This window comes from Roseibium aggregatum IAM 12614, assembly GCF_000168975.1.
Classification (GTDB): domain Bacteria; phylum Pseudomonadota; class Alphaproteobacteria; order Rhizobiales; family Stappiaceae; genus Roseibium; species Roseibium aggregatum.
In genome coordinates, this window is the sequence record NZ_AAUW01000005.1 from 192,915 (window position 1) to 206,640 (window position 13,726).

General features: G+C 59.6%; 12 protein-coding genes and 1 pseudogene. 10 read left to right on the top strand and 3 right to left on the bottom strand.

Annotated features, from left to right (window positions below; translation table 11 throughout):
* Positions 1 to 9 precede the first annotated feature (9 nt).
* Positions 10 to 366: a response regulator gene (locus tag SIAM614_RS08520; protein ID WP_006933650.1), complete on the top strand. Its 357-nt coding sequence runs from the start codon at positions 10 to 12 to the stop codon at positions 364 to 366.
* Between the two features lie 359 nt (positions 367 to 725).
* On the top strand, positions 726 to 1,442 hold the full coding sequence (locus SIAM614_RS08525; RefSeq protein ID WP_208983922.1) for a Crp/Fnr family transcriptional regulator: 717 nt from the start codon (positions 726 to 728) through the stop codon (positions 1,440 to 1,442).
* Between the two features lie 140 nt (positions 1,443 to 1,582).
* Here the strand turns inward: SIAM614_RS08525 and hemN are convergent, their stop codons facing one another.
* Positions 1,583 to 2,956, bottom strand: a complete 1,374-nt coding sequence (hemN, locus tag SIAM614_RS08530; RefSeq protein ID WP_006933654.1) for an oxygen-independent coproporphyrinogen III oxidase — start codon at positions 2,954 to 2,956, stop codon at positions 1,583 to 1,585.
* A gap of 91 nt (positions 2,957 to 3,047) precedes the next feature.
* On the opposite strand from hemN, the gene SIAM614_RS08535 reads away from it, so the two are divergent.
* Both SIAM614_RS08535 and SIAM614_RS08540 read left to right on the top strand, forming a co-directional pair.
* Positions 3,048 to 3,794 (top strand): glutathione S-transferase family protein, encoded by a 747-nt coding sequence (locus SIAM614_RS08535; protein WP_208983923.1) that lies wholly within the window; start codon positions 3,048 to 3,050, stop codon positions 3,792 to 3,794.
* A 100-nt stretch (positions 3,795 to 3,894) separates the two neighbouring features.
* The gene (locus tag SIAM614_RS08540; RefSeq protein ID WP_006933658.1) at positions 3,895 to 4,944 is read left to right on the top strand and encodes an AbrB family transcriptional regulator; all 1,050 of its coding nucleotides are present in this window, start codon (positions 3,895 to 3,897) and stop codon (positions 4,942 to 4,944) included.
* Positions 4,945 to 5,006: 62 nt separating this feature from the next.
* Here SIAM614_RS08540 and SIAM614_RS08545 read toward each other — a convergent pair whose 3' ends face one another.
* On the bottom strand, positions 5,007 to 6,329 hold the full coding sequence (locus SIAM614_RS08545) for a serine hydroxymethyltransferase (RefSeq protein ID WP_040439638.1): 1,323 nt from the start codon (positions 6,327 to 6,329) through the stop codon (positions 5,007 to 5,009).
* 101 nt (positions 6,330 to 6,430) lie between these two features.
* On the opposite strand from SIAM614_RS08545, the gene SIAM614_RS08550 reads away from it, so the two are divergent.
* Positions 6,431 to 7,312 (top strand): LysR family transcriptional regulator, encoded by an 882-nt coding sequence (locus SIAM614_RS08550; protein WP_006933661.1) that lies wholly within the window; start codon positions 6,431 to 6,433, stop codon positions 7,310 to 7,312.
* Between the two features lie 23 nt (positions 7,313 to 7,335).
* On the opposite strand, the gene SIAM614_RS08555 is transcribed toward SIAM614_RS08550, so the two are convergent.
* The gene (locus SIAM614_RS08555; protein WP_006933663.1) at positions 7,336 to 8,241 is read right to left on the bottom strand and encodes a DMT family transporter; all 906 of its coding nucleotides are present in this window, start codon (positions 8,239 to 8,241) and stop codon (positions 7,336 to 7,338) included.
* A 401-nt stretch (positions 8,242 to 8,642) separates the two neighbouring features.
* Between SIAM614_RS08555 and ccoN the strand changes: the two are divergent.
* From ccoN to ccoG, 5 genes and pseudogenes are all read left to right on the top strand, one after another.
* Positions 8,643 to 10,297 (top strand): annotated as a pseudogene (gene ccoN, locus SIAM614_RS08560) (cytochrome-c oxidase, cbb3-type subunit I).
* 14 nt (positions 10,298 to 10,311) lie between these two features.
* Positions 10,312 to 11,046 (top strand): cytochrome-c oxidase, cbb3-type subunit II, encoded by a 735-nt coding sequence (gene ccoO, locus SIAM614_RS08565; protein ID WP_006933669.1) that lies wholly within the window; start codon positions 10,312 to 10,314, stop codon positions 11,044 to 11,046.
* 5 nt (positions 11,047 to 11,051) lie between these two features.
* Positions 11,052 to 11,207, top strand: a complete 156-nt coding sequence (locus tag SIAM614_RS08570) for a cbb3-type cytochrome c oxidase subunit 3 (protein WP_006933670.1) — start codon at positions 11,052 to 11,054, stop codon at positions 11,205 to 11,207.
* Positions 11,208 to 11,210: 3 nt separating this feature from the next.
* Positions 11,211 to 12,089: a cytochrome-c oxidase, cbb3-type subunit III gene (ccoP, locus tag SIAM614_RS08575; protein ID WP_006933671.1), complete on the top strand. Its 879-nt coding sequence runs from the start codon at positions 11,211 to 11,213 to the stop codon at positions 12,087 to 12,089.
* Between the two features lie 172 nt (positions 12,090 to 12,261).
* Complete coding sequence (gene ccoG / locus SIAM614_RS08580; protein WP_006933672.1) at positions 12,262 to 13,725, top strand: cytochrome c oxidase accessory protein CcoG; 1,464 nt, start codon at positions 12,262 to 12,264, stop codon at positions 13,723 to 13,725.
* The last annotated feature ends 1 nt before the right edge of the window (position 13,726 follow it).

The window sequence follows — 13,726 nt, forward strand, 5'->3', positions numbered from 1 at the left end:
TCTACTTTCGTGGTTGTTCACATCGTTGAAGATGATGAAGCAGTCGCCGATGCGCTGGCGATTGCGCTCGAAGATCTCGATCATCATCCGATCACTTACAAAGACGCTGAAAGTTTTCTCACCGGCGCGGCTCTCACTGCGGACGACTGGGTGATTGTCGATATCGGGCTTCCGGACAAATGCGGTACCGAGGTCGTCCGCGAGCTTATGGATTTACCGACGCCCCCGAGCATCCTTGCCATTTCCGGCAAGTCGAAAGTGAATCTGTTGCGGCAACTGCGGGAGCTTCCGGACCTGACGGTTTTGAGAAAGCCGCTGTCGATAGACATGCTGACGGCAGCCATGGCGCCGAAGGCGATGGTCTGAAGACGCAATCTGTCTGGATCCACTTTTGAAAATTCCAGAATTTCAAGTCCGGAGTACCGAGACGCATGGCGCTCTTCGAGGCCGTGCGCGCGCATTTTTCACGCTGAAACTCCAGTAACTTAGACCTTCGTCGGCTGCGGCGTTACAACTCATATGTAGTTTATCTTACGCAGTCGACCGAATTCCATTCTTTGCAGTTCGCGTTTTAGAGTGCACCCTGCAAGCTGCGAGGTGTCGGACGGGACACCTGCAATCAGCGGTCGATCTTGCCAGAGGCGCCGACAGGAATGTGCCGAAGAATAAGACTATCCGCTGTCGTAGCAAATGAAGGCCGTGCTTGAAGCACGAAGGAGGGACATATGGCTTATTTCGACGCGGGTACCCCCGGCCAGGGAGCTGCACCAAGAATGACGGGCGCTCCGATCTGCACACCCAGCAAGACATCGTTTTCAGAGTTTGGCGGCAAGGCCGTGCAGTACGACACCCACGCGGTGATCTACTACGAAGGTGATTCCGCCAAGCGCCTGTACGAGCTGGTGAAGGGCTCGGTGATGCTCTACAAGCTGCTGCCGGATGGCCGGCGCCAGGTTGTCGAAGTTCTTCGTCCCGGTGATATTTTTGGTCTCGCCGGCAGCGATGAATACGATTGCACCGCCGAAACACTCACGAATGCCGAAATTCAGGAAATCGACCTGAAGCAGGTCGAACGGTCCGATGCACTTCAGCGCACGCTCACCAGATGCCTGACCAACCAGATGCACGTGCTTCACGAGCATGCCGTTCTGCTTGGCCGCAAGTCCGCCGTCGAGCGGGTCGCGAGTTTCCTGATGCATCTCGTTCCCGATCGGGGCGGCGTCGGTTGCGTCGGTCCGGCCGACGATGATGGCGACGACGGCTTCGATCTGCGGCTGCACATGACCCGGCAGGAAATTGCCGATTATCTTGGCCTGACCATCGAAACGGTCAGCCGCGTGGTGTCCGATCTGAAGCGCCGGGGCGTTATTCGCGTCGACCGTGCGGACCAGATCCATCTCAACAAGGTCTGCAGCCTTTGCCAGATGACCGGCATGCACTGATCCCTGCTTGATCTTCGAATTCAAAGGGCTGCGATTTTCGCAGCCTTTTTTTGTGGCCGATCGTCGGCGCCCGGTTCGCAGCCGGTGGCCCGGCTGCCGAAACAGGCAAGCCCCAAGGTCCTGCCTCGGGGCTTTGGTCTTCAAACAGCGGCAGAATGGCGGGCTTTCCCGCTTGCCTGACTTGCCGCCAGATAGGCGTCGAATGCTGCTGCGGCCAGACGCACATAGGGCCGCCCGGCCTCTGTCACTTCAACCTTCGCGGTGCCACCTTGAACATCCAGCCGGACAAGGCCATCGGCCGCCAGGTCCTGCAGTGCATCGAATGCATCTGCCAGGTGGCTTGTCGGCAGGCCATAGGCCCGGCAGGCGGGTGTCAGATCGCAGGTGTAGTTGGTCATCAGTTCTTCGATGATCCGTCCACGCAGGCGGTCGTCGGCGGAAAGCGCCAGTCCTTTCGAGACCGGCAGCTCGCCCGCCATGATTGCCCGGCGCCAGTTGCCGACGTCGGATATGTTCTGAATGTAGCCTGCAGACAGCCGTCCGATGGAAGAGACGCCAAAACCGATAAGCTGTTCACCCTGATCCGTCGTGTAGCCCTGGAAATTGCGCTTCAGGGATCCGTCGGAAAGAGCGATGGCCATGCTGTCGTCCGGACGGGCGAAATGGTCGAGCCCGATGGCGATATACCCGGCCTTCAGCAGTTCGGCGCGGGCAAGATCCGCAAGAGCCAGCCGCTCTGCTGCATTCGGCAAGGTGCTTTCGTCGATCAGGCGCTGATGCTTGCGCATCCAGGGCACATGGGCATAGCCGAACAGGGCAATGCGGCCGGGATACAGAGAGAGCGTTTTTTCCACCGTGTCGAGAATCGTTTCCGGCGACTGGCCGGGAAGTCCGTACATCAGATCGAAATTGAGCGCGGTCACCCCGGCCTCTGCCAGGAACTCCACCGCCTGCTTCACGACCCTGTAGGGCTGCATCCGGCCAATGGCTTTCTGAACATTGGGATCGAAGTCCTGCACACCGAGGCTGGCCCGGTTGACACCGATGATGGCAAGCGTTTCGGCAAGCTGTTCCGTCACAAGCCGCGGGTCCAGCTCGATGGCGTGTTCCAGATCCGGTGCCAGGTCGAAACTGACACGCATCAGCCCGGTCAGATCGATCAGGCTCTCGCGCGGCAACAGGCTGGGCGTTCCGCCACCCCAATGGATATGGCGGACAGGACCTGTATGCGGCATGTGCTCGGCAACCAGGTTGATTTCCTGCCCCAGCGTTGCGGCATAGGCCTTGAGCGGCGCATCCTGACGCGTTGCCTTGGTATGGCAGCCGCAATAGTGGCAAAGCTCACGGCAATAGGGCACGTGCAGGTAAAGCGAAAGCGAATCCTGCGACGACACCGTCTTGAGCCAGTCCGCATAGACACCGGCCGTTACGCCGTCATGAAAATGCGGTGCTGTCGGATAACTGGTGTAGCGCGGAACGTTGCGCATGGCGTAAGAGAGCGGATCTTTCATCATGTGTCGATCTATCCGCGCTGCGCGGGACCGCGCCTTGATATCGCTCAAGTCCCTGGCGGGAATGACACTCAAACCGAAGGAATGATCTGGCGTGACCGACTTGCAGCCCGTTGCCGAAGAAACCCGGCTTGCCGATTCTCCTAAGCGGTACCGACTGCATGGCTCTCCGGACAGCGCCAATTTTATCGTCAGGATGGTTCTTGAAGAACTTGGCCTCAGCTATGACTATGCGCCTGTCGACCGGTTGATCTCGCAACAGAACTCCGAGGCTTATCGACGGCTCAATCCGCAGGGCCTGATTCCGGTTCTGGAAGTGCCGGGGCAGGACGCCCCCATGTTTGAAACGGCGGCGATTATCGTGCATCTGGCGGAAACGCACGGAAATCTGGCGCCGGCCCCTGGCTCACCACACCGCGGACGCTTCCTGAAGTGGCTGTTTTTCCTGTCAAACACGTTGCACTCGGACCTGCGGATCTCCTTCAAGCCGGAACGATATGTTCCCGAAGCGCAGGTGGCCTTGAGCCTTCACGCCGGTCTGATACGCCGGATCACCGGTAGTTTCGGGCATCTTGAGGCTGAACTCTCCGCGCGGGGCGGCCCCTTTCTTCTGGGGACCGAACTTTCCGTCCTGGACCATTATCTTGCCGCTTGCGCCAGGTGGGCCCAGCTCTATCGCAACGAAGGCAAATGGTCTCTTGAGGCGACGCCGCATCTGCGCGCTCTTCTTGAAACGCTGGAAATGCGTCCGGCCGTATGCAAGGCCTGTGAACTGGAAGGAATTGAGGGTAAACCTTTCACACAGCCCCGCCCTGCGCAGTTGCCGGGGACAACCGCCTGATAAAAGACGCCTCGTACATGTTGATCCATGCAATCAACCATGCGCTGTCCGATCAATCCATCTATAGCTCAAGGAGCCTTTCCAAGCTCAATGGGTCCTGATGCCTGACATATCGTTTCAATCTGCCGCCGGAAGACTTGCGGTCACGCTTCTCATTGCGACTGCCGGAGGGGCGTTGTTCAACCTGCTCGGGCTGCCTGCGGCATGGTTGTCCGGCGCCATGGTCTTCGTCGCCATCGCGACGCTGGCACAGGTTCCGACGCTCATGCCGGCCCTGCTGCGGGATGCGCTATTCATCATGATTGGCATTTCAATGGGGGCCGGGGTTCATCCGGATATCGTCGAGCGGGTGGCGGAGTGGCCGGTGTCCATGGCCATGCTCCTCGCAGTCATGGTGGCCGTCACGTTTGCCGGGTATGCGGTGCTGCACTACGGCGCGAAATGGTCGAAGGAAACGGCCTTTTTCGGGTCGATTCCGGGGGCTCTTTCCTATGTCATGGCCCTTGCGACGGAAAGGGGGGCGGATCTTCCGCGCATTGCCTCCAGCCAGTCGCTGCGTCTGTTCGTTCTGGTGGCGGTTCTGCCCTTTGCCGTCGTCTCCTCTGCGGAACCGACTGGGATTGGTGGCAGCACGGTCTATGTGTCCGGTCTCAAGGATTTTCTGATCGGCATACCGCTCTGCCTTGCGGCGAGCTGGCTTGCGGTCAAGACCAGGGTGCCGGGAGGCGGACTGACAGGCGCGTTTTTCATGAGCGCAGGTCTCAATGCGTCCGGTCTGCTGGTGCTCGTCCTGCCGAATTACATCGTGCTTCCCTGTTTCGTCATGATGGGCGCCCATATCGGTTGCCGCTTTGGCAACATGACACTCCGCCAGTTTGTCAGTGTCCTCGGAGCCTCCATTGCCGCCTTCGCAGCGGCGTTTCTGACTTCACTTGCCGGGGCCTGGATGGTTGCCGAAATGGTCGATATCCCGTTCGGCCAGGCCTTGCTTGCCTACGCTCCCGGCGGCCTGGAAGTGATGACACTGCTCGCCTTCATGCTGGATCTCGACCCGGCCTTTGTTGCCGCCCACCAGATCGCACGCTTCACCGGAATGGTGCTGCTGTTGCCGTTCATCACCGGACTGGTGCTGGGGCGGCGAAGCAACTGAGGCTGATCAGCGGTCCGGGTGTGGAACCATGAACCGCCGTTCTGCAGGTTGAGTGCCAATACTCACGGACGGATGAAGTGGAGTGTGTCGAAACTCTGCCGCCATCTGGCGACGCGTCCGGCCATTGCCTGCGGATCGTTCGAACGAAGGGCTTCGGTTATCAGCCTGGCCAGTTCCGGCATGTCGGCGCTCGTCATGCCCCACCGGACCAGTTCCGGTGTTCCGAATCTGAGGCCGTTCATGTCGCCGTCAACGGGGGCAATCGGCAGACCGATGCCGCATGCCAGAAAGCCTGCCTGGCGAAGCTTTTTCGACGCCGCCTGACCGCCGCCGAAGGCAGCCGCTTCCAGCGCAAACTGGTGGGACGCAGTTGCCCCCTTCGCCGTTGAGAACACCGGCATGCCCTCCGCTGCAAGGGCATCGGCAAGCGTACGCGCAGTCGCTGCCATCTCGGCGGCATAGGCCTGGCCGTAGTCGCGCCAGTCCAGCAGGGTGATGGCGAGTGCAGCCGACTTTGCAACGTCGAAATTGGCGGTCAGGCCCGGAAACGCAATCTTGTCGAGCTTGCGGGCAAGATCCTGGTCATTGGTGACGATCAGTCCGCCGGCCGGACCGCCCAGGCTCTTGTAGGTACTCATCGTCATCAGATGCGCACCTTCCGAAAGCGGATCGGAAAAGACCCCTCCGGCAATCATGCCGCACTGGTGGGCCGCATCGAACAGGACGAAGGCACCGACCTCATCGGCAATGGCGCGAATGTCTCTCACCGGGTGCGGGAACAGGTTGAGGCTCATTCCGATGGTGATCAGCTTGGGCCGGACTTCCAGCGCCAGGGCGCGCAGTCCGTCCAGATCGATCGTGTAGCCGTCGGCATCGGCTGGCGCTTCGTGGATGTCCAGGCCATAAAGACCGGCGCATCCTGGCGCGTGATGGGTGACATGACCTCCCACGGAGGCAGGCGGCGCGATGATGGCATCACCCGGCTTTGTCGTTGCCATGAATGCATAAAGATTTGCCAGCGCGCCTGAGGCAACCCGGATCTCCGCATAGGCGGACTGGAAGATCTCGCAGGCAAGGTTCGCTGCGATCACCTCGATTTCCTCGATGGCTTCGAGACCCATTTCGTATTTGTCACCCGGATAGCCGAGCGAGGGCCGGGACCCCATGCCACTCGACAGCAACGCCTCCGCACGCGGGTTCATCACGTTGGTCGCCGGGTTGAGGTTGAAGCAGTCCTTCTCGTGGATGGTCCTGTTGGCCTCGGCCAGCGCTTCGATGCGCGCGGCAATCGCTTCGGATCCGAGAGAGGAAGTTGCCTGGGTGATCTCGTCGATACGGGTGGCAGCCACAGCGGGGAGCCAGGGGCATTTGTCTTGCGCGGTCATGTCGAAACTCCGGGTCTATTTGGACAAAGTGTCCATCTCCGCTTGTTTTCGCGCAAATCAGATTTTAGAAATTCAAGGGCTAGAAAAATTAGGCCTTGAGTATGCCTGTTGCTCCTCCCGTTCCCAGACTTCCTTCGCTGAACGCACTCAGGGCGTTCGAAGCATCGGCGCGCCTTGGCGGGTTCGCGCAGGCCGCTGCCGAGCTCCAGGTCACGCCGGGAGCCGTGGCGGCGCAGATCAAGTCGCTGGAGCAGGAAATAGGTGCCGCCCTTTTTGTGCGTCACGCCAAGGGTGTCCGCCTGACCGCCACGGGCGAGCGGGCGTTGCCGGGGTTTGTCGCCGCTTTCGACCTTATGGGAACAGCCGTGCGGGATCTGAGGCGCGGCGCTTCACCCGGCAAGATCCACATTGCCGCCCTGCCGGCGCTTGCTCAGCTCTGGTTAGGCCCGAGGTTGCCGCAACTGCGCAAGAAGCTGCCCGGGATCGATATCTCGGTGACGGCTCTGGAAACACCGCCGAACCTGAAGCGGGTGCCCTTCGATCTCTGCCTGTTTTATTGCGACAGTGTTCCGGACAACGGGATCACGTTTTCGGGCGATGAGTTGCTGCCGGTCTGCACCCCGGCGCTTGCCAAGCAGCTCAGAAAGCCAGGTGACCTGAAAGAGGCGGTTTGCCTGACGGATACCGCCTGGGCGGACGATTGGCGCCTTTGGGCGGAGAGTGTGATGCCCGGTGCCGGGTTTGCACCACGCGGCCCGGTCTTTTCGCTTTATGCCCTGGCGGTGGAAGAAGCGCTCAACGGGGCAGGGGTTCTGATGGCGCATCGCGCGCTTGTTGCCGAACAGCTTGCGTCAGGAGCATTGGTGGCACCCTTTTCAACCACTGTTCCGCTGCACCGGCAGATCTGCCTGTGGAGCCTTCCCGCAAGCCGGGGCAAAGGTGCTTCAGGGCAGGTACTGCAGGCCTTGCGTGACATCGGATAAGTGCCTGAAGGCAGGCTTTGCTTTCATGTGCGCCGGGCCTTCGCCTTGTTGCCGCGCCACAGAATGAACAGTCCTGATCCCACAATCACAGCACATCCGACCAGCATCTGCGTATCGATCTTTTCGTTGAACCAGACGGTACCGAGCAGGACACCAAACAGAAGCCGCGAATAGCGGAACGGGGTGACGGTGGCGATCTCGCCGGTGCGCATGGCTTTCATCAGCGCGCTATAGGCAAAGACACCGCAAAAGACGGCGGATCCAAGGGCAATAAGCGCGGTTGTTCCCGGCACCAAGAAGGCTGATCGGTCCCACAGACCGTAGACGAGCCCTGCGATGATGATTGTCAGAAACCCGTAAAAGCCCAGAATATTGGTGCTGAGGGTTGCAGGCGCGGCGCGGCTGGCGAGGTCACGTCCGGAAAAGCCGAGCATGCCGATGACGGCCAGGATCGAGAGTAGGGAGAAGCTGTCACTGGTCGGGCGCAGCACGATCAGCACACCCACAAGGCCGATGAAGATCGCCGTCCACCTGCGCCACCCAACCGTCTCTCCAAAGAACAGCGAAGCACCGAGGACGACGAAGATCGGTGTAGCCTGAAGGATGGCCGTGGTCGAGGAGAGCGGTGTGAGTGCAAGTGCCAGAACATAGAAGAGCCTGCCCACCAGCTCAAAGGCGAAACGTACCTGCATCACCTTCGAGAAGACGTCCCGGTTCAGAACCTTTTCCCGCGTGGCTGTGGCAAGGCCGAAAAAGGCAATGGTGCCGCCGATGCCGAACAGGACGAGGATTTCCGAAACGGGTAATTGCGTGGCGGCCTGCTTCACAAAGGCATCTTCCAACGCAAAGGCGGCCATGGCAGCCACCATCCAGAGACTGCCGATGATGTTGGGATGAAGGCGTGCGCCTTTGTTGAAAGCTGCAGTCAAGGGAAAGGTCCGGTATCGAAAAGGAAAGCCAACGGTGGCTGGTGAAGGCATTCGGCGGGCCCTTGGGCATCATCCGTCAGCGAAAGACGAAGGGCTAACACGTTTCCAGGTCCTTGGCTTTTGAAAACCGGCGGACCGGGCATCGGCAATGGCACAAGGGCCTTGAGCGCAGCCGGATCACACTGTCTGGAGGCGGAAATCGACCGGTCGTCATATCCCCTTAACAACCACCCCGCATCGTACCCGCGACAATTAACCCAATGCAATCTGACCTTTGCTGGCTGTTCCGGCATCGTCATTTGCGGTCATGTTGATATGAATCAACGCGGCATTTTCAGAGTCGTGTGCATGGTCGTGCCATCGTTGGCACCTTGTAACGATTTCAAGACTGGGGCGCTAAAATGGCACAAAACAAGGCCAAAATGATCTCGCTCGAGGAAGGCGGCTTCGCTCTCTTCCTTGTGCTGCTTGCGTTTGCCTGCATCATCGTGGCAGGCAAGACATTCGATCAGGTCATGGCATTCCACGCTGGCATAGGCGCATTGTTCGCCGCCGTCAGCGTGTTTCTGATTTTCAAGAACTACTTCGATGACGGCGGGGAACCGATTCCGGCCGAAATCGACGGCAAACCCAACTACAACATCGGGCCGATCAAGTTCGGTGCGGTCGCGGCAATGTTCTGGGGTATTGCCGGTTTCACGGTCGGTTTGATCATCGCTCTTCAGCTGGCCTGGCCTGCGCTGAACTTCGATCTGCCGTGGACCAACTTCGGGCGGTTGCGCCCGCTGCACACCTCCGCGGTGATCTTCGCTTCGGCGGCAACGTGCTTCTGGCAACGTCGATGTATGTTGTCCAGCGCACCAGCCGTGTCCGGATGCCGGGCAAGATCCTGCCCTGGTTCGTGATCCTGGGCTACAACGCCTTCATCGTGATCGCGGGAACGGGCTACCTGCTCGGCGCGACGCAGAGCAAGGAATATGCGGAACCGGAATGGTATGCCGACCTGTGGCTGACCATCGTCTGGGTCTTCTACCTGCTGCTGTTCCTGGGCACGCTCTGGAAGCGCAAGGAGCCGCATATCTATGTGGCCAACTGGTTCTATCTGGCGTTCATCGTCACGATTGCCATGCTGCACATCACCAACAACCTGACCATTCCGGTCTCGATCTACTCGACCAAGTCCTACATCGTCTGGTCAGGTGTTCAGGACGCCATGGTTCAGTGGTGGTACGGCCATAACGCGGTGGGCTTCTTCCTGACCGCCGGCTTCCTGGCCATCATGTATTACTTCATCCCCAAACGCGCTGACCGGCCGGTCTATTCCTACCGTCTGTCCATCGTGCACTTCTGGGCGCTGATCTTCATCTACATCTGGGCAGGCCCGCACCACCTCCACTACACGGCTCTGCCGCAGTGGGCGTCAACGCTGGGTGCGACCTTCTCCATCATCCTGTGGATGCCCTCCTGGGGTGGCATGATCAACGGCCTGATGACGCTTTCGGGCGCCTGGGACAAGCTGCGGACCGACCCGGTCCTGCGTATGATGGTGGTTTCGGTCGCCTTCTACGGCATGTCCACCTTCGAAGGCCCGCTGATGAGCCTGCGCTCTGTCAACTCCCTGTCGCACTACACCGACTGGACCATCGGCCACGTGCACTCCGGTGCTCTGGGCTGGGTTGGCTACATCTCCTTCGGCGCGATCTACTGCCTGATCCCGTGGTTGTGGAACAAGCGTCAGCTTTACTCCCTGAAGCTGGTCAACCTGCACTTCTGGCTGTCCACGATCGGTATCGTTCTCTACATCACCGCGATGTGGGTGTCCGGTATCATGCAGGGCCTGATGTGGCGCGCCTACGATCAGCTCGGCTTCCTGGAATACTCCTTCGTGGAAACCGTCGAGGCGATGCATCCCTTCTACATCATCCGTGCTCTTGGCGGTGGGCTCTTCCTGCTCGGTGCTGTGATCATGGCCTACAATCTCTGGATGACCGTCCGTCACGGCGAGGCTGAAGAAGCCGATGCCACGCCGGTTGGCTCCCTGGCTCCGGCCGAATAAGGGAGGGACAGACAATGTCTGCATGGAAAAAACACGAAGTCTTTGAAAAGAACTCCTTCATTCTCTTGATCGGCATTCTGGTCATGGTCGCCATCGGCGGCCTGGTCGAGATCGCTCCGCTCTTCTATCTGAAGAGCACGATTGAAAAGACCGAAGGCATGCGGCCCTATACGCCGCTCGAACTGGCCGGACGCAATATCTACATCCGCGAGGGGTGCTATCTGTGCCATTCGCAGATGGTGCGTCCGATGCGCGACGAAATGGAACGTTATGGCCACTTCTCGCTGGCGGCGGAGTCGATGTACGACCATCCGTTCCAGTGGGGGTCCAAGCGTACCGGACCGGATCTGGCCCGTGTCGGCGGCAAATATTCCGACGACTGGCATGTGGAGCACCTGAAGGACCCGCGCGCGCTGGTTCCCGCTTCCATCATGCCCGGCTATCCGTTCCTGGCTGAAAACCGCCTGGATACCCGGGACATTGGGGCTCACCTGTCGGTCAACACCGTGGTCGGCGTGCCTTACACCGAAGAACAGATCGCAAATGCCGCATCTGACATCATCGGTCAGGCAAAACCGGACACGGAAGCAGCCGATGGCTTCGAGGAACGCTGGCCGAACGCCACGATCCGCGATTTCGACGGCAACCCGAGAGAAGTCACCGAGATGGACGCGCTTGTCGCCTATCTGCAGGTTCTCGGGACCATGGTCGATTTCTCGATCTATGACGACAAGGCAAACGCGAGGTAAGGGCGATGAACGAGACATACTCCGCATTCGCAGGCTTCGCGCAAACCTGGGGCCTACTCTATTTCATGATCCTGTTTGGCGTCGTTCTGGCCTACGCATTGTGGCCGAAGAACCGGAAAAAGTTCGACGACGCTGCTCAAATCCCGTTCCGGGAGGACTGATCCATGGCAGACACACATAAAAAGGAAGTCGACCAGATTTCCGGGGTCGAAACCACCGGCCACGAATGGGACGGTCTGAAAGAACTGAACAACCCACTGCCGAAATGGTGGCTGTATCTGTTCTATGCCTGCATCGTCTGGGCTGTGATCTACTGGGTTCTCTACCCGTCCTGGCCGCTGATTTCCAGCTACACCACCGGTGTGCTGGGCGCCAACCAGCGGACCGAGGCGATCGCAGCCTATGACAAGGGCATCTCCGACCGGTCGGTCTTCGCCGACAAGATCGTGGCAGCCTCGCTTGAGGATATCTCCACGGATCAGGAGCTGCTGCAATTTGCCCGGGCCAACGGCCAGGCAGCTTTCGGCGACAACTGTGCACCGTGCCACGGTTCCGGCGGCACGGGTGCGGAAGGCTTTCCGAACCTGCAGGACGACACCTGGATCTGGGGTGGAACGCTGGACGACATCCACACCACCTTGGAATTCGGTATCCGGTCCGGCCATGACGAAGCACGCATTGGCGAAATGCCTGCCTTCGGCCGCGACGAGTTGCTGAGCCGCGAGGAGATCAACCAGGTCGCCAACTTCGTCGCATCCCGTGCAGGGCTTGAGACCGAACAAGGTGTCGATCTGGCAGCGGGGCAGACTGTTTATGAAGATAACTGCGCAGCCTGCCATGGCGACGACCTGAAGGGCCTGCAGGAGGTCGGCGCACCGAGCCTGCTGTCCGCCAACTATCTCTATGGCAAGTCTCTGGACGCCATCAAGTCGCAGATCAACAACCCGCGCAACGGCGTGATGCCGGCCTGGGTCGACCGTCTCGACCCGGCGACCATCAAGTCTCTGACGGTCTATGTCCACTCCTTCGGGGGCGGGCAGTAATTCCAGCGGATCTGGTGCGACAAATGCGCCAGATAGCCTGAACGATTTGATCCGGCGCAAAGTGTGACGCTTTGCGCCGGTTTATTTTGAGCACTCGCTGCTAATTGTGAGTGGCGAATGATTTTACATAAGATCCTATTGGGGCAGGATCGCGTTGAAGAGGACGGACGGTATGTCTACGGACACCGAGACGCATGAGGGCGCGCAATCCGAAGAGTGGTTTGCATCAGCCAAAAAAATCTATCCAATGGCGACGCATGGCCTGTTCCGCAGGATCAAGTGGACGCTGCTGTTCATCACGCTGGGCATCTATTATTTCCTGCCTTTCATTCGCTATGACCGTGGGCCGGATGCACCGAGCCAGGCGGTTCTGGTCGATATGGAAGCCCGGCGGGCCTATTTCTTCTTTATCGAGATCTGGCCGCAGGAAGTCTATTACCTCACCGGCCTGCTGATCCTGGCCGCCTTGACGCTGTTTCTCATGAACGCCGTCGCAGGACGCGTCTGGTGCGGCTATCTCTGCCCGCAGACGGTCTGGACGGACCTGTTCCTGTGGGTCGAGCGCAAGGTGGAAGGTGATCGTCGCGAACGTATCGCCCTCGACAAGGATCCATGGACCTTCGACAAGGTCCGCAAGCGCGTCACCAAGCATTTCCTGTGGCTGATGATCGCCTGGTGGACCGGCGGTGCCTGGGTGCTCTATTTCAACGACGCGCCGACCCTGGTCTGGGAACTCCTGACCTTCCAGGCCCCGATGATTGCCTACATCTGGATCGCCATCCTGACCACGACGACCTATCTCCTCGCAGGCTTCATGCGGGAGCAGGTCTGTATCTACATGTGCCCGTGGCCGCGCATCCAGGCTGCCATGACCGACGAGAAGGCCCTCAACGTCACCTATCGCTGGGATCGGGGAGAGCCACGCGGCTCCCTGAAACAGAACAAGAAGCTTGCCGACCAGGGTTTGCCGGCAGGTGACTGTGTCGACTGCTACCAGTGCTTCCAGGTCTGCCCGACCGGTGTCGATATCCGCAAGGGCATGCAGCTTGATTGCATCCAGTGCGGCCTGTGTATCGACGCCTGTGACAACGTCATGGACAAAGTCGGCAAGCCGAGAGGTCTGATCGGCTACGATACGGACGAAAACATCCAGCGCCGGCTGGAGGGCAAGGAGTCTGTCTACGAGATCGTCCGCCCGCGTACGGTTCTTTATGTCGGCATCATTGCCGTGGTCTGTGGCATCATGCTGTTCGCGCTGCTCAACCGCGATTTCGCCGACATCAGCGTTCTGCACGACAGGAATCCGGTGTTCGTCGAACAGTCTGACGGTTCCGTACGCAACGGCTATACTGTGCGCCTGTCCAACAAGCGCCGCCACGAGCGCCACTTCATGCTGCATGTGGAAGGTATGCCTGCAAACACGATGGTCGAAGCCGTTGGCACCGAAGACACCTTCGCCGGCCGTCCGATCATCTCTGTCGGCCCGGACACCACGCGTGAAGTTCGTATTCTCGTGACCTCTCCGCCCTGGGCGAAGATGCCGCATTCGACGCCGGTTACCTTCCGCATCACCGAAAGCGTGATGGGCGAGGTCGTGACGGCCAAGGATACGTTCAAGGCACCGCAAAAACCTTGAG